The sequence below is a fragment of the Pseudorhodobacter sp. genome, assembly GCF_034675685.1.
Classification (GTDB): Bacteria; Pseudomonadota; Alphaproteobacteria; order Rhodobacterales; family Rhodobacteraceae; genus Pseudorhodobacter.
Genome location: NZ_JAUCDA010000002.1, coordinates 147917 through 170925, shown reverse-complemented (window position 1 = coordinate 170925; position 23009 = coordinate 147917). Strand labels below are relative to the sequence as shown.

The window sequence follows — 23009 nt, the reverse complement described above, 5'->3', positions numbered from 1 at the left end:
CAAGGGGCGGCAGGCAGCGCTATAGGGGATTGCCGTGCGGCAACAGACAGCCCAGACCCTGCGGCCCCGGACGATGTTACAACAACCATTCAACCGGCAGCCAGCCAACGATAATCAATGCAAGCCGCTTGATTGGCGACGCGCCCGGTTCATCCCGTGTTTCCGTTCCGCTTGCGGTATCAATCCAGACCGGATTGCGGCCGCGTATTTCGACGCGCCATGCCAGACCGTTCAACCCCTGATCAAAGGCAGAGTGCATGGCCAAAGCCATTCGTTCGCTTTCAATCAGCAGCCCCATTTCGGTGTTCAAAGTTGTGGAGCGCGGATCGAAGTTGAAAGACCCCACAAAGATGCGTGTACCATCAACGGCAAAGGTTTTGGCATGCAGGTTGGACCCAGAAGAGCCGAATGGCCCAAAGACATCAGGCTTTATCTGTCCCACCGCTTGTCTGCGCAATTCAAACAGCGTGACGCCGGCGCGCAGCATTGCCTCGCGGCGTTTGGAATAGCCGGCATGAACCGGCACAACATCCGTTGCCTCTAGCGAGTTGGTCAACATGCGCACCGTCACGCCACGGCTTTGAAGGGTGGCAAACGCCTTTACACCCGCAGCACCGGGCACGAAATAGGGGGTGATGCCATCAAACCGCGTCTTGATTTCGCCCACCGCTTGCAACAAGCGTGTGGCAAGCAAATCCTCGCGCGGCACCGCGCCCTCGCCCTTGATCGGGTCGTCGCTGACCAAAATGGCCTTTGTCCATTCCAGATCCAACGTGCCAGCCGCCAAGGCCGCAATGATGTTGGAGGATTGCAGCAGCGTTTGGTATTCGCTGCGTTGCGGGTCGGTGTCGAACCGGCTTAGCCCCAAGGTGATCGGGTGGGGGATCGGGTCTGTGCGACCCGGCTTGCCTAATATCTGGCGGGCAGGATGAACGGATTTTGCCGCCCAGTAGCGATCAAAATCCGCCGAAATCTGCGGCACAATAGCCCCGACCGCCAGCACATCCAGATCGACCTGAAGCGGGTTTGTGCCGGTGCCAAAATATTCATCCCCGATATTGCGCCCCCCCAAGATCGACACGCGGCCATCGACCGTAAAGGCTTTGTTATGCATGCGGCGGTTCAATCGAAAGAAGTCGAAACCAAAGGACACGCGCTTGAAGCGGCGCAGGTTGAAGGGATTGTAGATCCGCACCTCGGCATTTCTATGCGCGTCCAGCGCCGACAGCGCTGGGTCAAGGCCGGAAATGCCATTGTCATCCAGCAGCAGCCTGACGCGTACACCCCGATCCGCAGCCCGGCGCAATGCGTCCAGCAGCAGATAGCCGGTCATATCGGCCCGCCAGATGTAATATTGAACGTCAAGAGAGCTGACGGCCGCATCAGCCAGCATGAACCGCGCCGCAAAGGCATCAGCGCCATTCTGAAGCGGCGCAATCCCTGTCAGCCCGGCGTGGTTTTTGCCGTGCTGGTCCAAGGCATCGGCCAGGGCCCCGGTTTGCGCCGGTGGCAAGGCAATGGTTGCCAGCCGTTGTTTGAAAACCGGCACCGGGAACAGCACGCGCGCAACCAGAATAAGCAGCGCCAAAAGGAAGGCCGTGGCCACAAGGAATTTGAGGATGGGCAATGCCATATCAGATTGCTTTCGTTCCCCGAACCGGCAAGCGAACCGTCACACAGATGGGACGATGATCCGACGCCATCCGCGAACCATCATCATTAAGCACCATGCTGGCCAAGATGTCTATATCATCGCTCAGGGCGACCCTGTCCAGCTTCAGCAGGGGAAGACCCGCCGGAAAGGTTGGCCCCGGACTGTGGGTCTTTAGCCATTTGGGGACTGTCTCCAGGCCCTTCCACTCTCGCCATTCGTTGAAATCTCCGGCAAGGATTGTCGGCTTACGGTCAAGTTTTATCAAGGTGTCAATGACATAGGCAATCTGCTTGCGGCGGTTGCTGCGCAAAAGGCCAAGGTGAAGCCCGACGATCCGAACCGGTTGGCTTGCAATTTCCAGATCGACGATAACAGCCCCCCTCGGCTCCAGCGCGGGCAGGTCCAGCCGCCTGATGGCGGTGACGTCGATACCGGGGCGCTTGAGCATTGCAATGCCATGCCAGCCCAGCCCAACGCCGGTTGGAGTCAGGTCAATCACGTCGAATGGCCCGATACGGCCGTGCAACCTTGGCAGCGCGGCGGGGCGGGGATGGCGGCGAAAATCGGCCTCTTGCAGCAAAACGACATCGGCATCAAGGCCGGTGATCACGTCAATTGTGCGCTGTGGCCGCCGCCGCAGATCGCGCCCCAAGCCCGCGCGGATATTCCAACTGGCAAGCCTTAGTTCAGTCATGCGTTATCGCTCCTGCTACATTGGACGGGGGGCTTGCAAAGGGCCGCCGCCTGGCCTCGTACACTGGGTTGGGGCGCGATCTGTGCGCTGACAGATGGCGGATACGTTGATTTCCCCATAGCCCATAGCAGCGATGGGCGCGGGCCGAAACAGGCAGCGCGCCTGCCGTGGCCTGCCAGCCGATCAAATCAATGCGATAAGATGGTTATCCCAGGCGACCCGGTGGCGCTGACGCAGTGACAGGCCGCTGTCCGCACAGGCCCAGACTGCGCCCAGCCCGTCAGAGACGGTAAACGCCGGGCCAAGGGCGGCAACGCCGCTTAGATCGGCGCGGAAATGGGTTGCGATAGGCGTGCCGCTGCCATCAAACAGCATCACCGCGCCGCCGGGGGCAGAGGTGACGGCAAGGCGGCTGCCATCGGCAAGGGCGGCGATGGAACCGGCATAGCCCTGCATCACATGCGCCTCGGTCGGTGCCGCCGGGCACAGCCGGGGCAAGCTGCCGGGCGACCACAGGCCCACAAGCGGCACTGCATCGGCCTTGTCGCCTTCCCATTGCATGGCAAAGGCGATCTGACCCGGCAGCAGCGCAAGGTGGCGGATGGAATTGGCGCGGTATTCCGGCGGCAGCTCTGCCTGATCCAACAGCGTGCCATTGGCCGATAGCAGGCTCAGGTTCGGGCGCATCTGGCCCAGGTTCAGTTTGCTGCGGTCTAACGGGTCGGTTTGAATGCCGCCATTGGCCACGACAATCCGGCCATCGGGCAGGCGTTTGATGTCATGTGGGCCAATGCCGCCACTGTCCCATTCCGTGATCCTTTGAAAGTGCCGCGTCTCCCACAGGCCAATGCGCCCGGCAGACCCTTCGGCAACCACCTCTGAGGTCATCAGCAGGCTGCCATCGCTTGAAAACGCGCCATGGCCGTTGAATTGGCGGTTCGCTGCGGGGGCAAGACGGTGCAAAACAGCGCCGGTTGCGCAATCAATCACAAAAGCGAATTGACCGGGGCGGCGGGCAAAGGCCACGGCAAGGGGCCGTGTCGGGTGGGCTGCCGCCGCATGGCCGCGCGCAGGCAGGGGAATTTGAAACAGGCTTGCGCCCAGGTCTGACAGCCCGTGCAGCACAAAACCCTGCCCCTGCTTGCCTGCAGCCAGAAAGGCCGGATTGCCGATGTCGGCCCAGGTCAGGCTTGGCCAGGTGGCGGCGGCAAGGCCTGCAAGAAAGGCGCGGCGGCTGGTCATGTCAATCGCCATCCGCCGCGTTAAAACCGATGCCGACATCCAGTTCGGGGCCCAGTTCAGACAGCACCGTTTCGCGCAACGCCTTGATCGCCTGTTGCAAGATTTCTACCTTCAGTCGCGATTCCGGGTCGGCGACGCCCGCAAGCACCGGGTCATCCAGCGTTTGCGCAAGATGAATGGCGTGGTCAAACGCGGCCATGGTTTGCGGCGCGTCGGGTGTCAGGGTTGCCACCAACGCCCGCTGCGCCTGCAAGGACAGCAGGATATTGCGCAACGAGCGGCCCGACGCCCTGGCCTCGGCGCGTTCGGGGCGCGGTTTGCTGAAGATGCCAAGCGGGCGGCCCAGGCGGCTGTCATCGGTGAACTCCAGCGAGGTGACAAGCTGGGTGAACAAGGCTTGGCGCACCTCGGGGCGGGTCAGGTAAATGCTGTTCCCGGCCTCGCCTGCCGTCAGCACGGTCTGCGCATAATCGGTTGTCCAGGCGGTGTTGATCAGCGCGGCCACGCGGGCAAGGTCATGCGTCGTGGCGCGGATCAGGGCGCATGGATCGGCGGGCAGGGGCTCGGCCGGATAGAGCAGACGTTCCAAGGCGAAAAGCCCCCGCGCGGCGATGGATTGCTGGGCGAAATTATCCGGCTCCAAAACGGCGGGCTCGGCTGTCAGCAGGGCAGCCTGCGCCCGCGCGCCGCTGCCCTTGGGGTCCGGCCAAAACCCGATGGAAAGGCCAAGACCGCCCTGTTCCACCGGGCCAAAGCGTAAATGTTGCACCCCCATCCACGCATCAAATGCGGTCTGAAAGGCCGGGCGCAGGGTTTCGGCCTCGCAGGCGGTTGCGGCAGCATCGGACAGGGTTTGGGTGGCCAGCGCAAAATTGGCATAGCCGGGCAAGATATGTTCGGCCACCGCTTGCGGAAAGTCGGCGAGCGCGGGGGTGGCAAGGAAGACAGAAAGGATCAGGGCACGAAACATATCAAAGGCTTTCCAGAAATGTGATGAGGGCAGCGCGGTCTTTGGTATCAAGCACGATAACCCCGTCACGGGCGGCTTGCGCCTCGCCGCCATGCCAAAGAATGGCCTCTAACAGGCTTCGCGCGCGGCCATCATGCAAGAATTCGCTGTGGTTTGATACCTGTTCTGTCAGGCCGATACCCCAAAGCGGCGGGGTTTTCCATTCGCGGCCGGTCGCGCGACCCTCGGGGCGGTTGTCGGCCAGCCCCTCGCCCATGTCATGCAGCAAAAGATCGGTATAGGGCCAGATCAGTTGAAAGCTTTGTTCGGGCTGATTTTGCAGACGATTGGTTACATGTTTGGGGGTATGACAGGCGATGCAGTTGAGGGTGTAAAACACCTCTTTGCCACGCAAGACCTGCGGATCGGCGATATCGCGCCGCGCAGGCACAGCAAGATTTCGGGCATAGAATGTCACCAGATCAAGGCTTTGCATATCCACTTCCAGCCCATCCCGGTTGTCCGGTTCTTGGCCATGTGGCGCGTTGCGGCAATCGGCCTGAAAATCCGTGCAATCGCCCCAAGGCAGGGGGTGCAGCGGTGAAGACAGCCCCATATCGCCCAGAAAGGCCGCCGCCGACTGGTCCTTTACCGTGGCCGCGCCGCCTTTATAGCCAAATCGCCCCAGCATCGGCACGCCGAATTCCGCGCTCGGCACGATAGCCGGGCGCCCCGAGATGCCGTCCCCATCGGCATCCTTTGGGTCGGATCTGGCAAGAATGTCTGCAGCGGGGATCGCCTCTAGCAGGCCCAGACCGATCATCTGCGGGGCGACGCGAGGCGACAGCATTGTGTCTGGATGCAGCGGGCCATAGCCCAGATCGGCAAGCGAATAGCGGGGCGCGCGCAGGGTGATCACGCTGCCATCAGCAAGCGTCACCGGCAGGTCACTATAGGTGATTTTCATCTGTGCCTCGGCGGTCTGGCCGGGGGTGGCAAAATCTTGCAACTGGCCACCATAGCGCGGCTCATCCACCGTTGCGATCCAATCCTCAATTTCGATTTCGGTGCTTGCAGCGGTGGCGGGGATGGACAGGCGCAGAAACATCGACACGGATTTGTCATCGGGGCCTGCGGGGGTGTGGCCGCGCCCATCTTTCAGGTGGCAATCCTGACAGGCCCGCGCGTTATACAGCGGCCCCAGCCCATCCGAGGCCAGAGTCGACGAGGGAGACGCCACCCAAGACTTGCGGAACAATGCATTGCCCAGTTTGAAATCCATTTCACGCGCGAAGGGCATATTGCCCGATAGCTGCGAAAATGCATCGGCATTGCCACGGGCGCGCACCGTGGCGGCCCCTGCCGGTTTGTCCTCAAAATGCTCGGGCTTGCTGAAATCATTGGTCGGGGCCACCACCTGCGCAATACGCGCAGATTCAGCGGCGCTGCGCGCAATGATGTTCAGATGCCCGTCACCAAGCGGTTGCCCCAGCGCAGGGCTGGCCAGCAGCATAAGAAAAAGCGAGAAACGAACCATAGGGGCCTCCTTGCCCGCTTTTCCCAAGAGACATGCCTGACCGGTTCAATCAGAAACAAGCGGGCCGTATGTGGGATTATTGGAAAACGGACCCCGGATTATCAAGGCTTTCAGAACCTTCAAAGGTGGCTGCCCCAAGGCCAAGCGCAGTGACAGCACGGTTGATCGAGGCGGTTTGCGTCACCAGCGCCGCGACCGCCCCCATGATCAGCGCCTCACCTTCTGCATTGCCCGCTGCCAACATCTGGTCATAGGCCATCCCCGCTTCGGCCTTTGCCTTAACCGCACCCAAGGCTGCAACCGAGGCTGCCAGCTCGGCCTGAAGCTGCGCATCAACCGCAGGATCGGCAGCGGCGACCAGATCCGCCAGCGAGGGGCCGGAAACCGTGGTGCCATCTACCCGAATGTAGCGGCCAAGATAGACGTTCTGGATGCCCAGGCCATCGTAGTAATGGCTGTTATGGGTGTTGTCGGAAAAGCAATCATGCTCTTCTTCAGGGTCATTGAGCATGACGCCAAGCCGCATCCGCTCGCCCGCCAGTTCACCATAAGACAGGCTGCCCATGCCGGTCAGCATGGCCGAAAGGGCTGCGGTCGGGTTTTCCGCTAGGGCGGTACGGGCGGCGCCACCATCCCCCCATTGGGCGGCCATATAGGTCAGATCATCGACCAACAGGTCGGTCGCAGCGCCAAGATAGGCCGCGCGGCGGTCACAATTGTCATTGGTGCAGGCAGTGCCTGCGGCATAATCGGTCCAGCTTCGCGCCCCTGCGCCCGGCCCGGTGCCGTTCAGATCTTGCCCCCACAGCAGAAATTCGATCGCGTGATAGCCGGTGGCGACATTCGCCTCTATCCCGTCAGCTTCGTGCAGGGTTTCCGACAGAAACGCTGGCGTAAGGGCGCTGGCGTCAATATCGCTGCCCGACAGCGTAAAGCGCGGCGTGGCGATGATGTTCAGCGTTGACAGGGGGTTTTCCTCGGATTGGCCATAGCTGGTATCTACATAATCAATCAGCCCTTCATCCAGGGGCCAAGCGTTTACCTTGCCTTCCCAATCATCCACAATAGGATTGCCAAAGCGGAAAGCCTCGGTTTGCTGATACGGCACACGCGCTGCCAGCCAGGCGCTGCGCGCAGCGGCCAAGCTGGTTTCGGACGGCGAATCTGTCAGGGCTTGCACCGCCACTTGCAGGGCCAATGCTGTCGTCAGGCTGTCACCATACGCGGCTGCCGCGATATTGGAATAGGTTGTAACCACCTCTTGCGGGGTCGCGGCAAATGCGGGCAGCGTGAAAATTGTTGTCGTGGCAAGGCTGGCAAGCAAGGTCAAACGCATCAGATTTCCTTATATATCGGTTTTCAGGTCTGGATCAGGTCAGTGTCGTGTTTTGGGTGCAGGCCAAGCGGGCAGGGCCATCTCGGTCGCCACAAAACTGCGGTTCAGGCCAAGCAGCGCAAGGCCGAAATCTTTGGCGGCCATCACAGCCTGCCATGCCGCATCGGGCCGCATCAAGGTTAGCGCAAAGGCCATCGCATCTTCTTTGTCGTCTGCGGCGGCGGCGGCGACCAAATTGACAAAGGCGCTTTCATCGCCACCAAAGCAGGCGCAGCCTGTACAATGGCCCATGATTGGCCGCCGCTGCCCAACGCTCAGATAGGCCATCAGCGCCGCCAGGGTGTTGACCTCTTGCACCGCGCGGGTCGGCGTGAACACCTGTGAAAACGCATGGGCAACCGCCTCGCGTCCGTTGGGCCCATTCCGCCATTGGCGAAAATACAGCAGCGCCGCGCGTTCGAGTGGGGGCAGTTCGGCGACATGCCCCACAGGCGCGCCGCCGCGGTTTGTTGGGGCAGGCCGGTCATCGGGCTCTTTCAGGGTCCAGGCGATGCTCATTTTGTCAAAATCAACTTTCCAGCTTTGGTGATGCGCAAGGTATAGGTCTGGGTATCCAGCGTGATCTGGGCGACGTGCTGCCCTTGGGTCAAGTCGCGGGCATCATACACGGGCGTCGTTTCTGTGGGGGGCGCGCAAACCTTGGTCACCGCGACGCCCATTGCAGATCTGAGGCCCGCAGGTCGGCATAAGCCACCCATTCAGCATACCCGCCGATTGCCGCCAGCGATAGCAGTTCTGCGGATGTGACGGGGGCTGAAGATCGTGTTGGCGCAGTCTGAAGCCATGACATATCTTTGGGCTGCGGGGGCATTTCGCACTCCTTTGCAAAAATTGACCGGGCTTCCCTAGTGAGGTGGCTTGGCGTGTTTTCATAAGGTGACTGATTTAGTCGGAAATGTAAATCCGATTCTTTTGCACAGCCTTTGATGCCGCGACAGCCGATTTGACCGGCTGACGAAATGCCAGGGTTTCATGAATTATCAACGGCCTGTGCGGTTTCTTTTGCCAAGCCGTCTGCGCCGCTAGCCATTTTTCAATGGTGACAGCAGGCTGCGATCAAACAGGCGGCCCCATCTGCGACAGACCCAGGGTGCAGATGGCGCCGCTGTCAGATTGGCCCAATGGCATCAGGTTTTGCTTAAGGTGCTAAGCCCGAGGTCATCCAGGATTGCATAGATCGCGGGCAAGACGAACAGCACCACGAGGCTGGCAGACAGCAGGCCAAAGACCAGGCTGGCGACCAGAGGGATCAGGATTTGCGCTTGCAAGCTGGTCTCTGTAAGAATTGGCAACAAGCCTGCGGCGGTTGTGGTGGTTGTCAGAAAGATCGCCCGAAACCGCGCCCTTGCGGCCCGTGCCGCAGCGACCGAAACGCTTTCGGCATCTGCATGTTCATGTTTCACAAAGTCGACCAGCAGGATAGAGTTGTTGACCACCACACCAGCCAAGGCGACAAAGCCAAGCATGCTGGGCATTGAAAAATCGAGCCCCATCGCCATATGGCCAAAAATCGCGCCGGGCAGGGACAGCGGGATGACCAGCATCACCACAATCGGTTCAAGATAGGACCGGAACAAAAAGCTGAGCAGCAAGAACACGCCCAAGAGCCCGATCAAAAAGCCTTTGACCATGGATTTTTGCGTCTTGCCCGCCTCGGCGTTCTGGCCTTCGACATCCAGTATAACGCTTGGGTGGCGTTCCAGCAGGCCCGGTATGAACCGCGTTGTCGTGTCGCCAACAATCGCATTGGCATTGGCAAAACGAGTGTCGATCGACCCTTGGACCGTCACGGTGCGAATACCGTTTTCATGGTTGATCCGGCTGTAGCCCTGCCCGATCTCGATATCCGCCACGATATTCAACGGCACATAACTGCCATCGGCACGTTTGATGGTGAAATCGTCGAAAACGTCGCGGTCGCTTCGGTCCGAAGGGCCGAATTGCGCGGTTAATTCCACCAGATTGCCGGCTATCTGCATCTCGCTGATGGTGCTGCCCAGATAGGCCGCGCGCAACTGATCCGCGACCGTTGCGGCGGTAATTCCCATTGGCCCCGCGATATCTTTCAATGTCACACGCAACTCACGCTTGCCGGGGCGCAGATCATCCAGCACCGAGGTTACCCCTTGGTATTGCCACAGCCAATCTTGCAACTCGGTCGAGGCAGCCTTTAGCGCGATCAGATCATCGCCTTTCAAGCGCAGATCAATCGCGATGCCGGCAGGGCCGATTGTGCTTTCGGCATATTTCAGGCTGATCACATCGGGCACCGGGCCAACCGTATCGCGCCACAGTTCCATGATGTCATCCGGGGTGCTGACCCGCTGGGCCGAGGGCAGCAGATCGACGCTGATCGTGACAACATGCGCGCCCGTTTCAAACGCATCGCGGTTCAGGCCGTGGAAAATGGAAATATGCTGCACCAAGGCGGCCCCTTCGGGCTGTAAGGGCGTCAAGGTGGCGTTTACCTTTTCCAGCCCCGCCTCAAGCTGGCCCACAATTTCATCGGTGCGGGCCAGCGGCGTGCCTTGCGGCAGCAAAACCCGCGCCACAATCGTATCGCCATCCAGTTCTGGAAAGGCGGTGAATTTCAGATAGCCCCCCGCCAGCATCGCAACCGAGATCAAAAGCACCGTCATGCTAAGCCCCGCCACGACATAGCGCCAGCGGATGCAAGTATCGACCAGCGGCCCGACAAGGTTTTCACGGGTCCAATCGACAGCCGACTCTACCCGCGCGCGGATGCCTGTGGCGTGGTTTGATACCTCTAGCGAACGGATCAAATGATGCGGCAATATCAAGAACGCCTCAACCAAGGATACCATCAGCACGAACAACATCACCACCGGCACCACGCGTAAAACCGCGCCCAGATCACCCGACAAAAAGGCGAGCGAGCCAAAGATCATCGCCGTCGTCCCGAATGAGGCCAGCACGTTGGGAAACACCTGTACCGCCCCCTCAACCGCGGCATCCAGCGCGCCAAGCCCCTTTTCGCGCAGCCGGGCGATGTTTTCGGCGATCACAATCGCATCATCCATCAACAGGCCGATCACGATCAGCAGCCCAAGCGATGTCATCAGGTTCAGCGAGTAGCCAACAAGGGCCATCATCGCAACGCCCCCCATGAACGCCACCGGCAGGCCCATTGCCACCCAGAATGAAAAGCGAAAGCCAAAGAAAAGCCACAGCACGCCGAACACAAGGGCCAGCCCTTGCAACCCGTTGACCACAACCAACGACAGGCGCTCGCGCACGACCGACACGCCATCGGCGGTGATTGCCAGCGTCACCGCCGCCGGGGCTTGTGCGCGTTCGGCGCCTAGAAACGCCTGCAGCGCGTCCATCACGCGCAGGCTGTCCTCGGATGGCGGTTTGGTGATGTCGAGAATGGCGGCGGGTTGGCCATCAAACAAGATCACATCATCTTCCAGCGCAAAGCCCGTGGTGATATCGGCGATATCGCCCAGCCGTACCTGCCCCCCCTGCGCCGAGGAGCGCACGATCAAAGCGGCCAGCGATGCGCGGTCCTGGCGCTCTTCGGCGACGCGCACCAAAAGGGTTTCGGTTGCGGCCTCAAGGGTGCCTGCCGGAAGGTCAAGGCTGCTTGCCTGCACCGCGCGCGCAACATCGGAAACCGAAATGCCGAATTTTTGCAATTCAACAGGGCGCAGATTGATCTGGAATTCACGCGTGGAAAAGCCGCGGATATCGACTTTGGGAATACCGCCCCAGCGCAGCATCCGGGTGCGGATTTCTTCGGCATAGGTATACAGATCGGTGCGGGTTTGCGGCCCGGTAATCGCAACCGAAGCGACAAAATCGGTCTGGCCAAGCGGCCTGACCGTCGCAGCCTCGGCCCGTTCGGGGAAATCGGCAATTGCATCGACTTCGGTTTTCACATCATTGACAAAGGTCTGGAAATTATTGCCTTCGCGCATTTTCACCACGGCGCGGCCAAGGTTTTCACGGGCTTCGCATGACTGCCGATCAACACCTGTTACCGCATCCAGCGCATTTTCGATCCGTTCACAAATCGCGGTTTCCACCTCTTCGGGGCGCGCGCCGGGGTAGGGTACGCTGATTTCAACCTCGCTCAGCGCTTTGCGTGGAAAGGTTTCGCGCAGCAGGGTTGGCGTAACAAACAGCCCCGCAGCAAGAAACAGGATCATCAGCAGATTGGCGATGGTGGGATGCGCCGCGAAAAACCGGATCATTGCGGCACGCCCTTGCCCATAAGCCGGGACATGATTGCATCATCGGGGTGCGGGTCCAACAACTGCCCGTCGATTACCGGAACCGGCGGTGCAATCACAACGCGGCTGCCTTCGGCAACAGCATCGGTGAAAACGGCAATTTCGCCCTGTTCAAACAGCGGTGACGCCGAAACGCTGCGCAAGCGATTGTCAGCATCGGCGACAAATATCTTGCCATCGCGCAGCGCGCTTCGGGGCAAAACCACGCCTTGCATGGGGGCCGTGCTAAGAATCACCTCGACAAACATGCCCTTTGTCAGCGGTGGGCGTGCGTCTGGCCCGGTTTTGCCATAGGCGTTTTCGACCACCACGACAACGCCGATCGTGCCCGATTGCTGGTTTATGCCATCGCTGATCCTGTCAACTGTCGCCGGCCAGGCAACCACATCTGTGCCCAACCGCAGCCGCACTTGCGCATTCAGGCCGATATGGTGCAGCGCCTGCGTCATTTTGGCGGGATCCAACAGCAGCGCCGGGGGCGTGGTTTGGCCCAGACGCACGAGCGCGCGAAAGCTTTCCATCGACAGTTGAACATCCACTTCGGCCCGGTCGATACCGTCGAGGATTGCCGCTGTCTGGCCCGCCTTCAGGTATTGCCCGGCCTCAATCGAATGTGAGGCCACCCGCGCCGCAAAAGGCAGGGTGATTTCGCTGCGGGCCATGTTCAGTTCGGCCGTGGCAAGGCTGGCCTGATACACCGCGATTTGTTCGGTTTGAACGGCGCGCTGGGTCGGGAACAGCGCCAGCGTGCTTTCAATGCCCTGTACCTTTTGGCGCTGGGCCAAATGCGCCGCGCGGGTCACGTCGCGGGTGCCTTGCGCCGTTGTTCCGGCGGTAAACAGCGCCTCGGCCCGCGCCAGGTCTGAGGTTTTCACCGCAAGCGCCTCGCGTTCAATATCCAATGCGTTGAGTTGGTTTTGTTCGGATACATCCAGTTCGGCCAGTTTCGCCTCGGCGGCGCGGATATTGGCTTTGGCCTGCGCAATGGCAAGGTTGAAATCGGCAGGTGACAGGCGGAACAACACATCCCCCACAGGCAATATCTGCCCATCACGCAGTCCGGGGTTCACATAGTCAATCCGCCCCCCCACTTCGGCAATTGCCTCAAAGCTGCGTTCGGGTGCGACAATGCCAAACCCGGTGATTTCGGGGGTAACTGACCGCGTTTGCGCTGAAATCACCCGTACCGCGCTGGCGCGTTCGGCCGTTGCAAGGCGGGCAGGCGGCTGGCTGCTGGATATGATATAGGCCAAAACGCCAACGCCAATCGCGGCAAGCGGCAGCGTGATAAAGACCAGTTTGAGCCCGGTTTTCATAGGATATGTCCTTCATGTCCAAGTAGCGCCAATTGCAGGTCCAACAGTCGTTCTCCGTCTTGTTCGATGATTGCAGGGTTTCGGGTCAGGATAAGACGAAAAACAAGGCTTTGAATGATTCCGAACAGCAGCATGATGCCATCCGCCGTTGCAATCCCTGCGCGCAATTGCCCGCCCGTGTTTGCCGCATTCAGCTGCAGGTAAAGTGCGGCCCGAAATGTGCCCATCGCCTCATGGATATGGTCGCGGATCTCGGTCAGGTTGCCGCCCGGATCGCGGCTTGTCATGATTTCAGGCAAAGCCGGGGTTGTGGCGATAAGGTGCAAATGGCCAAGGACAAGCTGCTTGAGCGTTTGCAAAGGGGGCCCCCCTGCCTGCGTAGCCACAGCGACATTCTTGCATATTTGCGTGCAAAGCGAGGTGGTAACCGCCTGCCAGATGTCTTTCTTGTTGGGAAAATGTTTGTAGATGGCGGGTTGCGTCAGCCCAAGCCGTGCCGCAAGCATGCCGGTCGTTACATGGGCAGGCCCCACCTCAAACGCCAGATCAAGCATGGCGGCCACAATCTCGGCCTTTCGATCTTGCGAAGGTTTGCGCGTATTCATGGCTGCCGCCTCATTCGATTTTACGATTGGCCGGCGCGGATATGGGGCCGGGGAAGATTTCGGGGCGGGTGATGATTTCAGATTGCAAAGGGAATGCCGATATGGTGAGTATCTGGTTATAGTGATATAACTAACGGGATGTGACCAGAATTCAAGTCCAAACAATCGCCGCCGGTTTTTTGTCATTTTCGCTTTGCGCCGGGGTTCGTCTGTTGCTGACAATGTCGGGGTGCTGGTGGGGCCGGTTCCGCCGTGACAGAGCAGCCTTGTGCCCTGCCCCGGTTTCGGCAAACATCGAACCCATGTTTCGGCGCAGCCAAGGCGCAACATGCCCTGAGACATGGGGGGCCAAAACACGGATCGGAGTTTTATGAAAGCGATTATTTATAGGGTGGCGCTTTTGCTGGCTCCGTTCGGCTCTCGTGATCTGCATGCGGTAATTTGCGGGGTACAGGTGTGACCGAGGTAGCAAAACAAAGCGCGCCCAAGCCGCTGCTGCGCGACCCCGCTTTCATTCTGTCGGCGCTGACGGTGCTGGGTATGCTTTTGGGTATGGCCGGGGCGTGGCTGCCGGTTGACGGGCTTGCAATGGTCACCCTGCCTTCGCTGGCGATTGTTTACCTTGCGGGGGGCGTGCCTGCGGCGTGGCGGGCGCTTTCGGCGCTTTGGAGCGAGCATGTTCTGGATATTGACCTGCTGATGGTGGTTGCCGCCGTGGCTGCCGCTGCGGTGGGCGCACCGCTGGAAGGCGCGGTTTTGCTGACGCTGTTCAGCGTGGCGGGCACGCTGGAGGAACGCGCGCTTGGCCGTGCGCGCAGCGCGATCGAGGCGCTGATGGCGCTGCGCCCTGAAACCGCGCTTCGCAAAACCGCGTCGGGCGGGGTGGAGGAGGTGGCGGCAGACGCGCTGGAGGTTGGTGATACGGTAGTGCTGCGCCCCGGTGCGCGGGTGCCGAGCGATGGCACCATCAGCCTGGGCCGCGGCGGGTTTGATGAGGCCAATATCACCGGCGAATCCATGCCCGTTTCCAAAACCGTGGGCCAGCCGGTGTTTGAAGCGACGGTGAACCTTGACGGGGTGCTGGAGGTCACGATCACCCGCACCGTTGGTGAAAGCACCATCGCCCGCATGATCCGGCTGGTCACGCAGGCGCAGGCGGCCAAGGCCCCGTCCGAACGCTTCAGCGCCTGGTTTGGCCAGCGCTATACCATTGCGGTGCTGATCGGGGCGGTGCTTGCCTTTGCCGGTTTCTACTGGCTGGGTGGTGATTGGAAGCCAGCGCTTTACAAGGCGGCGACGTTGCTGGTTGCGGCCAGCCCCTGCGCGATTGTCATCTCGGTCCCTGCCGCGATCCTGTCGGCGCTGTCTGCCGCCGCGCGCATGGGGGTGCTGTTCAAAGGCGGGGCGGCGCTGGAAACCCTTGCTGCCGTTGATAGTTTTGCTTTTGACAAGACCGGAACGCTGACCAAAGGGCAGGCGGCGGTGACGCAAATTGTGGCGCTGGATGGTGACGAGGCGGGGTTTTTGTCGCTTCTGGCCGGGCTGGAGGCGCAGTCCGAACACCATGTCGCCGCTGCAATCCGGCGCGCGGCGACCAAGCGCGGGCTTGCCCCGATCGAGGTGCACGAGGTCAGCGCCCGGCCGGGGATCGGGATTACCGGGCAGGATGATCTGGGGCCGATCTGGGCCGGAAACCCCTATCTGGCCGAAACTATGGGCGCGCCGATTGATGCGCAGCAATTGCAGGCCTTGGCCGAGGGCAGTGATACGGTGATCTATCTGGGGCGCGGGGCAACGGTTCTGGGTGCGGTCAGTGTGGCGGATGAGGTGCGGCCCAGCTCGGCCCCTGCGATTGCCGCGCTGCAGGCCAGCGGTGTGCGCCGGATCGTGATGATGACCGGCGACAGGCGCGCGGTGGCGCTGCGGATCGGGGCGGAACTCGGCCTGGCCGAGGCAGAGATTCACGCCGAAATGCTGCCCGAGGATAAGGTGCAGGCCGTCGCCACGCTGGCCGAGAGCGGCAAGGTGGCCTTTGTCGGTGATGGCGTGAATGATGCCGCAGCCCTTGCGCGCGCCGATATCGGCATCGCGATGGGGGCCGCGGGGTCCGAGGTGGCGTTGCAAGCCGCCGATGTGGCCCTGCTGTCGGAGGATATGCGTCAGCTTGCCGATGCCCACCGTCTTGCCCGCCGCGCCGCACGGATCATCCGCCAGAACCTGATCTTTGCCATCGGAGTCATGGTGATTTTGGTCATCGCCGGGCTGTTCTTTGACCTGCCGTTGCCGCTTGCGGTCGTCGGCCATGAAGGCGGTACGGTGCTGGTGGTGCTGAACGGGCTGCGCCTGCTGTTGAATCCCGCGCGCAAGGCGACGCGCGATACGCCAATCCGCGGGCCAAAAGCGGCCGCTGCATGAGGGGGGTGGCCCTTGCCCGCTTTGCGAAGGGAGCTTTGCTATGATGGCTGAAAAACCCCGTGAGGACTGGGACGAGGTGCTTGATTTCTGGTTTCCTGAGGGCTGTGCTTTGGATGTGGACCCGCAGGCGCATCATGCCCATTGGCGCTGGCGGATGCAGGGCGGTGCGGATGCTGAAATCATGGCGCGGTTTGCTGATCTTACCGAAAGCGCGGCGCAGGGGCGGCTTGACGCTTGGGCGCAGGACCCACATGGCAGGCTGGCGCTGATCACCGTGCTGGATCAGTTTTCCCGCTCGGTCTGGCGCGATGATGCCCGCGCCTTTGCGCAAGACCCTTGCGCGCTATCGCTGGTGATGTGCGGTTTGGCGAACGGCGATTATGCCCGGTTGCAGACGCCGTGGTTCCAGATCGTGTTCGGCCTGCCCTTGGGCCATTGCGAAGGCCCGGACCATTTGCAGCGGCTTGACCAGTTGATCACCCTGCGCGAGGGTATTGCGGCCACCGCGCCAACCCCTTTGCAGCCGATCTATTCCGGCTTGGTCCGTCAGGCCCGCGACGTTCGGAAAATCATCGCAGCCTTTGGGCGGCACCCGCATCGCAATGACCTGCTGAACCGCAAATCGACCACCGAGGAGGAGGCCTATCTTGCCAAGGGCCAGTTCCCCCATATGAAAGCCTTTCGCTAAGGCAGCGATGCGGATTGCCAGATGGCGGGCGGGGGCCGATGGTGTCGCCGTGTCGGCCCCCGAATAGCGTCACCGCTGATAGCAACTCTATCCTCTTTTGCGGTGAGCTTCGGCTTCTGCCAGCGCGGCCAGCGGCATGTGGCGAAAGAAATGGCCGTCTTGTTTAAACATGCTTGCATCGGGCAGCGGAGGAAGCGCGGCAAAGGCGGTTGCCAGACGCTGTGCCAGCGTCGAGGCTGCGGCTGTATTGCCCGCATATGCTGCAATAAGCATTGGCGTTTGCAGCGTTGCCTCAAGGTCTGGCTTCAAGTCCCTTGTCCAGTTTTGAAGATAATCGCCCGACGCAACATAGGGAATGGATAAAACCAAATCGCTGCGCCCCATCCGCCCCAGTTCCGCGATAAGCAATGTATAGCGTGAATTGAGAGGGTTTTTCTCGGGTTCCAGCCTGTCCAGCCATGCCAGAACCTCATCTCGCCAAAGGAGCAGGCGATCATCCGCATTGGCTGCCGCCAAAATGCGCAACAATTGATAGTGGCATTTCGCATAGCTGGTGAAATAGGGAAATACCTGCATCTCTGGTGAAACGGCGGCAATTTCTGTGCGGATTTGGTATTCAAGCGTGTCCGCGCTCATCCCGCCTTTGCGCCATTTGGTTTCATTGATGATCGCCCGGCACAGAACCGAGTCTGGGTCATGACCTGCGTGGCGCATGTTGAAATATTCATTTGCAAAATAAACCGCTTCGCGCTCAAAACCGGCACCGCGAAAGGCAAAAGCCATATTCGCACGTTGTAACGGGGTAGGCCCTTTGTCCTGTTGGGACGGTTTATCAATAAATGACTGCATCTCAACAGCAGCGTTTTGCAGCAGGTTCAATCGGGTCGTGTCACCGGCCATGCGGGCAATGGTCGCCATCCTTAAAAACAGCAGGGTCGTTGCCGTAAAATCGGCCTCGATTGCGGCTTGTGCCGTTGCGGCGTCTATCAAACCCTCCAGGTTCCGGTCGGGGTCTTGCAAAAGGGCGATCATGCCTTCGCCGATGCGACGCTCCTGCGCGGTGATCTGCTTTTCCAGAGGGGTGGAAAACCGAGGGATAAGCCGCGCGGGATCTTCGTTGAGGGTTTTGTGAATGGTGGTCAGCGCGAAAGCCGGCAGAAGTATCTGGTTGCGATACCATTCGATCTTGCGCAAACCATGCATCCGCAACGCATCGGCAAGTGGCGCGTCATCTGTGATTAGATCTATCGCATCGTACAGTTGCATGATTTTATTGCGATATTCTGTCACGTACAGGTTCACATCGGCAAAAACAGGGCCAGCAATTGCAGCAACAGGCAGGCCAAGTATAAACTGACGTCGTTTCATGAAACTCTCCGGTGAAGGGGTGATCTTGCTGGGGTCAGGCTGATTTTTTAACGGCGCCAGCCTGCGCGGTTGCCGTGTTCGGTGCAAAACGACGACCGAACCAGTTGTAATCCATCAGCTGAGTGCCCGTATTCTGGCGTGAATAGATTACCGCGATTTGAATGGCACTATAGATGACAAGGCCGATTACGGTCGACCAGCCAGAGCTTGCCAAAGTTCCGTTGTTGAAGCTTTGCCCCAACATCACGATAGCGAAGAGCGTCGGCATAAGGGCGCTGACCCCCACAAGGGCAATGCGCGGCAGATCGGGCAGACGGTTCATCACGTGCCGCTCAAAAACCTCAACAAAGGTTGCAGTAACAGCGATTGCTGCGGCAATGGGTGCCAATGTCGGAATGGCGGCCGCCCCGATGAAGAAAAGCGTAAGAACAGCCCCTAAAGGGTGATCCGGCAAGGCGGAGCCGAGCACTGCAAAGATGATTTGCAGGGCGATCCATCCCGCCAAGCCCACGACCAATGTGGGCAAAGGGCGAAAGAAAAACTGCAACACCAGCGTCATCCCGATTGCGATAAGGCCACCGATGCCCTGTGCAATCAGGTTTCCGTAGTGGAATGTTGCAATCTGCCCCTGCAGATCGGCGCGGGCGTTGGCTGCGGCTTCTTCGGGCGTGCTGCCCGCGCCGTATCCGGTAAACTTCATAAAACTTTCTTTCATTGAACTTCGTCTGATTCCGATACCGAAAAACGGGGTGAATTGATCAGCCGCTTTCAAATTCGTCGCCTTCGCCCCAGAGGTATTTAGCCAACTCACCATTGGCGAGCGCCCCAATGAATTGACGCGCCTGATCCGGTTTCGTCAGGTCGAATGCCACCCGGCCATAGCTGTTGTCCTTTATGAAAACTGCCCCGTTGATGAGTGAATTTCGGGTTTTTGGCCCGAAAGCGCCATCAACGACGCCGTCATATAGGCCCGCCATTGCCAGTTGTTCCTGCACGGCCCTGCGTTTTTCGACGCCAAGCATCGCGAAGGATTCTGCCAAAGGGTCGGTTTGTGCAAACACGGCCCCTGCAGATATCGCAAGGCCGAACATGGTCGTAAGAAGGGTGCGTCTTAACATGATGATATACCTCCTGTTTGTTAGGGCATGGGCCTTGATCTTGGCAAAATTTTGGCACTCCAGCGGTATAGATGCCAATGGTTGATTATTTCTTTTCACCGGTTGTTCCGTTCGGGTCATTTCCGCAACCATCTGAAAATAAGCCGGATCCTGGCGCGGTTCTGGGAAGCTGATCTGCGCCCGCCAAAGCCGGGTCAACACGATGCGGTGCGGGCTTGGAAAAAAAAGAGGGGGCCGGTTACAAACTGGGGCCGCAATCGTGAACCAGATAGACCAAGGGGCATCAAAAACCCAAGGCATTGGGGGAAACCGTGCAGGCCAAGGCCCGCGAATACCGCCGCCGCAGAGTTGGGGCTTTAACAATCGGTTAATCAGGACCTGTCAAAAGGGGATGATGAAGATCATCGCCCTTTTTTCTCGCGCTTGCAGCATGTGCGGCGCAGCCGGCACCGCAGATGTGGGGTGCAAAACGGCATGATGTCACCCGTGATGGTCGTCAATATGCGCTGTTCCAAAAAGGCAATCAGGTGGAAATCATCCGGCTTGGCTGGGCTGCGCATGGCGAACATCAGGCTATTCGCGCCACAATGATCGAAATCATACAACAGGTTACAGCTTGCCGCCTGGTCGAGCGCACGCTGCAAGGTGACAGCGGTGAGATGCGCGCCCGCGTCGCATGCCCGCGCAAATAGGTCACATGCATTCTTTTACTGTTCGTGCTACGCTGCGCCGCAGAAAAGGGGGAATCACATGGCCCATATCATCACTATTGCCCAGCAAAAGGGCGGCGCGGGCAAGACCACCCTTGCGGTCAACTTGGCTATCGCCTTTGCAAAACAGGGGCTGCGGGTTGCGATTCTTGATACTGACCCCCAAGGTTCTCTTGGTCGTTGGTTCATGACCCGGCGTGAGGCGCTGGGCGATCCTGGTGTTGAATTTGCCACCGCGTCGGCTTGGGGCGTGGGGTATGAATGTGAAAAACTTAGCAAAACCAATGATATCGTCATCATCGACACCCCGCCAAAGGTCGATAGTGACCTAAAGCCCGCCCTGCGTGAGGCGGATTTGATTCTGGTCCCTGTCGGCTCTTCGCATGTTGATCTCTGGGCCACGGATGGCGTGGTTGATTTGGCGGTAAGGGTTGGAAAACGCTGTGTTATTGTGCTCAACCGCGTAAAGTCCGGCACCCGTTTGGCAGAAGATGTGGCTGCTGCTGCCGCGACCATTTCCGCCGATGTGGCGACCGCCAGCTTTGGGCAACGCGTTGTTTATGCCGAAACGCTAGGTCAGGGCCGCGCCGCGCATGAGGCGGGGAAATCGGCGGCCTCGGCCGAGGTAGAGGCGCTTGCCGCCGAAGTCATGTTGCTTCTGCCCACCCAAAAATAAGGCCGCCAATCCGGCGGCCAAACTTGTTTTTGATGGTGGAAAGCCCCGATCAGCGGCGGCGGTCGCGCCGCGCCGACATGGGCTGAAACGCAACCCCCACATGGGCCTCACAATAGGGCTTTCCGGCTGTCGAGGGCAGGCCACAGAACCAGAATTCTTCGGTTGCGGGGTCGCCGATCGGCCATTTGCAGGTCCGTTCTGTCAGCTCCATCAGGCTGATTTTCTTGGCATGTTTTTCAACCTCACGCACGGATGCCAGCGCCTCGGGGCTGATCTCATTTGCCGAGGGTTGCGGGGGCAAAGGTTGCCCCGCCGGCACGATGGATTTGCGCAATGGCAATGGGGTGACATTGTTTACCACCTGCGCCATGGTTGGGTTTACGGGCGCGGTTGGGCGCGGTGGTGGCGCGGGTTCTGGCCTTGCTTCGGCGGCTCTTGGCGGTTCCGCCGGGCGAACGGGCGCCTCTGGCTGTGGGGGCGCAACGGGTGCTGGCGCTTCGGGCTCTTCCTTGACCGGCGCGCCGGTCACGCGGTTCGAAAGGCCCAAACGGTGCACTTTGCCTATCACCGCATTGCGCGTCACCCCGCCCAGTTCCTTTGCGATCTGGCTGGCGCTCTGCCCCTCGGCCCACATTTTCTTAAGCGTTTCAACGCGCTCATCTGTCCAGGACATGCCAATCTCCGGTGTTGAGGGCGGCCTGTGGCTGCCGGCTGATGGCGCTTTATCGCCGCAATATAGCTGTAGCAGCGATAGTTACTACCGCGTGGCCTCAGATACAAGGGTCCGCGCGCAGCAAATGCGGCCCGAACCGGCCCGCGCGGGTTTTGCCGTGCCCGAACTTGTGCGTACTGGACGGGCGCTTGGCGCTTGGGATAGGATTATACGCAAGAGCAAAAGGGGCGTGAGATGTTTTCAAGGCGTTGGGTTCTGACGGCGCTGCTGGCCGGGGCTGCGGTTCCGGGATGTGCCGAGGCGCCGGCACGGTCGCCGCGTCCTGCGGCCCGCCCCGGTTCTTCTGCGGCACGATCAGGGGGCGGTGCTGCGATTGTTGATGCGGCAGGCGTCGCTGGCACCGTTGGGTTTGTGGTTATGGAGACGGCCAGCGGCAAAATCCTTGAAGGGATGAACGATACTTTGGCGCAGCCGCCGGCCTCGGTTGCAAAGGCAGTGACCGGCTTTTATGCGCTTGACCGTCTGGGGCCAAATTATCGCTATGCGACGCGTGTCGTCGGTACGGGGCCGGTGCATGATGGGCGCTTGCAGGGCGATCTGGTCTTACTGGGCAGCGGCGACCCCAGCCTTGATACAGACCGTTTGGGCGATCTGGCACAGACATTGGCTGCAAGGGGAATCAAAGAGATTACCGGCCGCTATCTCGCCTTGGCCGGGGGCATCCCGCATATTGATGAAATTGACCGCGACCAACCCGACCACGTTGGCTATAACCCGGCCGTTTCTGGCCTTAACCTGAATTACAACCGGGTTAATTTTGAATGGAAGCGTGGCAACAAGGGCTATGATCTGTCGATGGATGCGCGGGGCAGGCGCTTTGTTCCGGCGGTGTCGATGGCCGATGTCAGCGCGGTTTCGCGTGCGTCCCCGCTTTTCACCTATAAGGCCGGAAAAGATCGTGACAGTTGGACTGTGGCGCAAGCCGCGCTTGGCAAGGCGGGCAGCCGCTGGTTGCCCGTGCGCCACCCCGAAGTCTATACCGCCGAGGTTTTTGCCACCTTGATGCGCGCGCATGGTTTGCGCCTGCCCCAAGCGGTCTTGATCAACGCCTTGCCTGCGGGTGCGGTCCTGGCCGAGACGCGCAGCGATGCGCTGTCCGATGTCATGCGTGACATGTTGAAACATTCAACCAATTTGACCGCCGAAGCGGTGGGGCTGACGGCCTCGGGTGCGGGCGGGCTAACGCAATCGGCCGCACAGATGAGCGCCTGGGCCGCCGCCAAACACGGTATCCGCAGCCATTTCGTCGATCATTCCGGCCTTGGTGGCGATTCGCGGATTTCCGCAAGCGATATGGCAACTGCCTTTCGTGCGGCCCGCGACGGTATGTTGCCCGGCCTGTTGAAAGAACAGGGTCTTCGTGATGCCCAGGGCAAAGAGATCAAGGGCCACCCGATCCGGGTTGCCGCCAAAACCGGAACGCTGAATTTTGTGTCGGGCCTGGCGGGGTATATTCAGCCGCCCTCGGGCAAGGAATTGACCTTTGCGATCTTTAGCGCGGATACCCGGCGCCGCGATGCGCTTTCCATGGCAGAGCGAGAGCAGCCCGAGGGCGGCGCGCAATGGACCCGCCGCGCACGGAACATGCAGCACAGGTTGATCAGCCATTGGGCAAGCCAATACACCTGACAGGGCTACACCGAATACGGGCC

The 23009-nt window shown here is 60.1% G+C and carries 20 protein-coding genes; 5 read left to right on the top strand and 15 right to left on the bottom strand.

Going from position 1 to position 23009, the window contains the following annotated elements; genetic code table 11:
• Positions 1-76: 76 nt before the first annotated feature.
• The 11 genes from VDP61_RS00935 to VDP61_RS00885 all read right to left on the bottom strand — a co-directional run bounded on the left by VDP61_RS00935 (position 77) and on the right by VDP61_RS00885 (position 13649).
• Positions 77-1633 (bottom strand): phospholipase D family protein, encoded by a 1557-nt coding sequence (locus VDP61_RS00935; RefSeq protein ID WP_323005064.1) that lies wholly within the window; start codon positions 1631-1633, stop codon positions 77-79.
• 1 nt (position 1634) lies between these two features.
• Entirely contained in the window at positions 1635-2348 is a 714-nt protein-coding gene (locus VDP61_RS00930; RefSeq protein ID WP_323005063.1) for an endonuclease/exonuclease/phosphatase family protein, read from the bottom strand.
• 183 nt (positions 2349-2531) lie between these two features.
• Positions 2532-3590, bottom strand: coding sequence for a DUF1513 domain-containing protein (locus tag VDP61_RS00925; RefSeq protein WP_323005062.1), 1059 nt, complete (start codon positions 3588-3590; stop codon positions 2532-2534).
• 1 nt (position 3591) lies between these two features.
• The gene (locus VDP61_RS00920; protein ID WP_323005061.1) at positions 3592-4560 is read right to left on the bottom strand and encodes an imelysin family protein; all 969 of its coding nucleotides are present in this window, start codon (positions 4558-4560) and stop codon (positions 3592-3594) included.
• Between the two features lies 1 nt (position 4561).
• Complete coding sequence (locus VDP61_RS00915; RefSeq protein ID WP_323005060.1) at positions 4562-6076, bottom strand: di-heme oxidoredictase family protein; 1515 nt, start codon at positions 6074-6076, stop codon at positions 4562-4564.
• 76 nt (positions 6077-6152) lie between these two features.
• Complete coding sequence (locus VDP61_RS00910; RefSeq protein WP_323005059.1) at positions 6153-7412, bottom strand: imelysin family protein; 1260 nt, start codon at positions 7410-7412, stop codon at positions 6153-6155.
• A 39-nt stretch (positions 7413-7451) separates the two neighbouring features.
• Positions 7452-7970 carry a hypothetical protein gene (locus VDP61_RS00905; RefSeq protein ID WP_323005058.1) on the bottom strand — a complete coding sequence of 173 codons (519 nt, stop codon included), beginning with the start codon at positions 7968-7970 and terminating at the stop codon, positions 7452-7454.
• The gene (gene hemP, locus VDP61_RS00900; protein WP_415233880.1) at positions 7967-8131 is read right to left on the bottom strand and encodes a hemin uptake protein HemP; all 165 of its coding nucleotides are present in this window, start codon (positions 8129-8131) and stop codon (positions 7967-7969) included. The genes VDP61_RS00905 and hemP overlap by 4 nt, the downstream gene beginning before the upstream one ends.
• Positions 8132-8599: 468 nt before the next feature.
• A complete protein-coding gene (locus VDP61_RS00895) occupies positions 8600-11689 on the bottom strand; it encodes an efflux RND transporter permease subunit (RefSeq protein ID WP_323005056.1) in 3090 nt (1029 codons plus the stop codon).
• Complete coding sequence (locus tag VDP61_RS00890; RefSeq protein WP_323005055.1) at positions 11686-13044, bottom strand: hypothetical protein; 1359 nt, start codon at positions 13042-13044, stop codon at positions 11686-11688. The genes VDP61_RS00895 and VDP61_RS00890 overlap by 4 nt, the downstream gene beginning before the upstream one ends.
• Positions 13041-13649 (bottom strand): TetR/AcrR family transcriptional regulator, encoded by a 609-nt coding sequence (locus tag VDP61_RS00885; protein WP_323005054.1) that lies wholly within the window; start codon positions 13647-13649, stop codon positions 13041-13043. The genes VDP61_RS00890 and VDP61_RS00885 overlap by 4 nt, the downstream gene beginning before the upstream one ends.
• A gap of 456 nt (positions 13650-14105) precedes the next feature.
• Between VDP61_RS00885 and VDP61_RS00880 the strand changes: the two genes are divergently transcribed.
• Entirely contained in the window at positions 14106-16064 is a 1959-nt protein-coding gene (locus VDP61_RS00880; RefSeq protein WP_416236475.1) for a heavy metal translocating P-type ATPase, read from the top strand.
• Positions 16065-16107: 43 nt separating this feature from the next.
• Positions 16108-16752, top strand: a complete 645-nt coding sequence (locus VDP61_RS00875; protein ID WP_323005053.1) for a DUF924 family protein — start codon at positions 16108-16110, stop codon at positions 16750-16752.
• An 87-nt stretch (positions 16753-16839) separates the two neighbouring features.
• On the opposite strand, the gene VDP61_RS00870 is transcribed toward VDP61_RS00875, so the two are convergent.
• From VDP61_RS00870 to VDP61_RS00860, 3 genes are read right to left on the bottom strand one after another with little or no spacing between them, the layout of a single operon-like run.
• Positions 16840-18120 (bottom strand): hypothetical protein, encoded by a 1281-nt coding sequence (locus tag VDP61_RS00870; RefSeq protein WP_323005052.1) that lies wholly within the window; start codon positions 18118-18120, stop codon positions 16840-16842.
• Positions 18121-18154: 34 nt separating this feature from the next.
• Entirely contained in the window at positions 18155-18820 is a 666-nt protein-coding gene (locus VDP61_RS00865) for a hypothetical protein (RefSeq protein WP_323005051.1), read from the bottom strand.
• Positions 18821-18878: 58 nt separating this feature from the next.
• On the bottom strand, positions 18879-19538 hold the full coding sequence (locus VDP61_RS00860; RefSeq protein WP_323005050.1) for a peptidoglycan-binding domain-containing protein: 660 nt from the start codon (positions 19536-19538) through the stop codon (positions 18879-18881).
• 155 nt (positions 19539-19693) lie between these two features.
• On the opposite strand from VDP61_RS00860, the gene VDP61_RS00855 reads away from it, so the two are divergent.
• Entirely contained in the window at positions 19694-19930 is a 237-nt protein-coding gene (locus VDP61_RS00855) for a hypothetical protein (protein WP_323005049.1), read from the top strand.
• A 58-nt stretch (positions 19931-19988) separates the two neighbouring features.
• Positions 19989-20624, top strand: coding sequence for a ParA family partition ATPase (gene parA / locus VDP61_RS00850; RefSeq protein ID WP_323005048.1), 636 nt, complete (start codon positions 19989-19991; stop codon positions 20622-20624).
• 49 nt (positions 20625-20673) lie between these two features.
• Here parA and VDP61_RS00845 read toward each other — a convergent pair whose 3' ends face one another.
• Positions 20674-21297, bottom strand: a complete 624-nt coding sequence (locus VDP61_RS00845) for a GcrA family cell cycle regulator (protein ID WP_323005047.1) — start codon at positions 21295-21297, stop codon at positions 20674-20676.
• Between the two features lie 234 nt (positions 21298-21531).
• Here VDP61_RS00845 and dacB point away from each other — a divergent pair, with 234 nt between their 5' ends.
• A complete protein-coding gene (gene dacB / locus VDP61_RS00840) occupies positions 21532-22986 on the top strand; it encodes a D-alanyl-D-alanine carboxypeptidase/D-alanyl-D-alanine-endopeptidase (protein WP_323005046.1) in 1455 nt (484 codons plus the stop codon).
• Positions 22987-23009: the final 23 nt, after the last annotated feature.

Bases quoted from the DNA above. Each gene is read 5' to 3' on its own strand.
- VDP61_RS00865 (WP_323005051.1), bottom strand. From the start codon at position 18,820: ATGAAGTTTACCGGATACGGCGCGGGCAGCACGCCCGAAGAAGCCGCA.
- VDP61_RS00845 (WP_323005047.1), bottom strand. From the start codon at position 21,297: ATGTCCTGGACAGATGAGCGCGTTGAAACGCTTAAGAAAATGTGGGCC.
- VDP61_RS00930 (WP_323005063.1), bottom strand. From the start codon at position 2,348: ATGACTGAACTAAGGCTTGCCAGTTGGAATATCCGCGCGGGCTTGGGG.
- VDP61_RS00870 (WP_323005052.1), bottom strand. From the start codon at position 18,120: ATGAAACGACGTCAGTTTATACTTGGCCTGCCTGTTGCTGCAATTGCT.
- VDP61_RS00875 (WP_323005053.1), top strand. From the start codon at position 16,108: ATGGCTGAAAAACCCCGTGAGGACTGGGACGAGGTGCTTGATTTCTGG.
- VDP61_RS00860 (WP_323005050.1), bottom strand. From the start codon at position 19,538: ATGCCTTGGGTTTTTGATGCCCCTTGGTCTATCTGGTTCACGATTGCG.
- VDP61_RS00885 (WP_323005054.1), bottom strand. From the start codon at position 13,649: ATGAATACGCGCAAACCTTCGCAAGATCGAAAGGCCGAGATTGTGGCC.
- VDP61_RS00925 (WP_323005062.1), bottom strand. From the start codon at position 3,590: ATGACCAGCCGCCGCGCCTTTCTTGCAGGCCTTGCCGCCGCCACCTGG.
- VDP61_RS00920 (WP_323005061.1), bottom strand. From the start codon at position 4,560: ATGTTTCGTGCCCTGATCCTTTCTGTCTTCCTTGCCACCCCCGCGCTC.
- VDP61_RS00935 (WP_323005064.1), bottom strand. From the start codon at position 1,633: ATGGCATTGCCCATCCTCAAATTCCTTGTGGCCACGGCCTTCCTTTTG.
- VDP61_RS00910 (WP_323005059.1), bottom strand. From the start codon at position 7,412: ATGCGTTTGACCTTGCTTGCCAGCCTTGCCACGACAACAATTTTCACG.
- hemP (WP_415233880.1), bottom strand. From the start codon at position 8,131: ATGGGCGTCGCGGTGACCAAGGTTTGCGCGCCCCCCACAGAAACGACG.
- VDP61_RS00890 (WP_323005055.1), bottom strand. From the start codon at position 13,044: ATGAAAACCGGGCTCAAACTGGTCTTTATCACGCTGCCGCTTGCCGCG.
- VDP61_RS00895 (WP_323005056.1), bottom strand. From the start codon at position 11,689: ATGATCCGGTTTTTCGCGGCGCATCCCACCATCGCCAATCTGCTGATG.
- parA (WP_323005048.1), top strand. From the start codon at position 19,989: ATGGCCCATATCATCACTATTGCCCAGCAAAAGGGCGGCGCGGGCAAG.
- VDP61_RS00905 (WP_323005058.1), bottom strand. From the start codon at position 7,970: ATGAGCATCGCCTGGACCCTGAAAGAGCCCGATGACCGGCCTGCCCCA.
- VDP61_RS00855 (WP_323005049.1), top strand. From the start codon at position 19,694: ATGTGGGGTGCAAAACGGCATGATGTCACCCGTGATGGTCGTCAATAT.
- VDP61_RS00915 (WP_323005060.1), bottom strand. From the start codon at position 6,076: ATGGTTCGTTTCTCGCTTTTTCTTATGCTGCTGGCCAGCCCTGCGCTG.
- dacB (WP_323005046.1), top strand. From the start codon at position 21,532: ATGTTTTCAAGGCGTTGGGTTCTGACGGCGCTGCTGGCCGGGGCTGCG.